The sequence below is a fragment of the Serratia odorifera genome, from assembly GCF_041448735.1.
In the GTDB taxonomy this organism is placed as follows: domain Bacteria; phylum Pseudomonadota; class Gammaproteobacteria; order Enterobacterales; family Enterobacteriaceae; genus Serratia_F; species Serratia_F odorifera.
This window is the reverse complement of record NZ_JBGMUT010000084.1, coordinates 1-516: the sequence shown is the minus strand read 5'-3', so window position 1 is coordinate 516 and position 516 is coordinate 1. Positions and strand designations below refer to the sequence as shown.

1 protein-coding gene is annotated in these 516 nt (G+C 54.8%); it reads right to left on the bottom strand.

Translation table 11 applies throughout. The features are described from left to right. The coding region (locus ACCC84_RS23725) for a hypothetical protein (protein ID WP_371902450.1) at positions 1–516 on the bottom strand (516 nt) is incomplete at both ends.

Sequence of the window (516 nt, the reverse complement as noted above, 5' to 3'; positions counted from 1 at the left end):
CCTTTGTTGGTCAATCGCCTGCCTCTGCGCAGGGTCATATACAGTTACCGCCGTCTGCGGCCTTCTGAACCATGCAGGACTATCGGCCACATACCTACTCGGCGGTTGCGACTCTCCCATAATACCGAATTGAGTCGCCAGACTTAACGTTGTCGGCAGCAGGTTGGGGCGAACTTGAAATTCCGTCAATGACTTCCCATTTGCGTGGCTTCCGTCTGATTTTATCTTCAGCATATCCGACGACTCACCAGCCGGCTCGGACTGACCATGCGCCGTTTTTTTCATGTCCTCGAAAGCGGTCTGCATGCCTTGCCACGATGGCCAGAGGGATGTCCTGTTAAGCACATTTCTCCGATAGTTGCGTCCTTGTTCGCTCCAGTCCCAGACCATGTCGTCCGACTCACGGCTGTCGTCGTCCGCGTCGTTCATCATGTTTGCCGCTCCTCGGGCCTCGGCGTTGCGTTGCAACGTCACCAACGTCTTGCCGCGCGGCTTGTGTTCCATTTTGAATTTTTT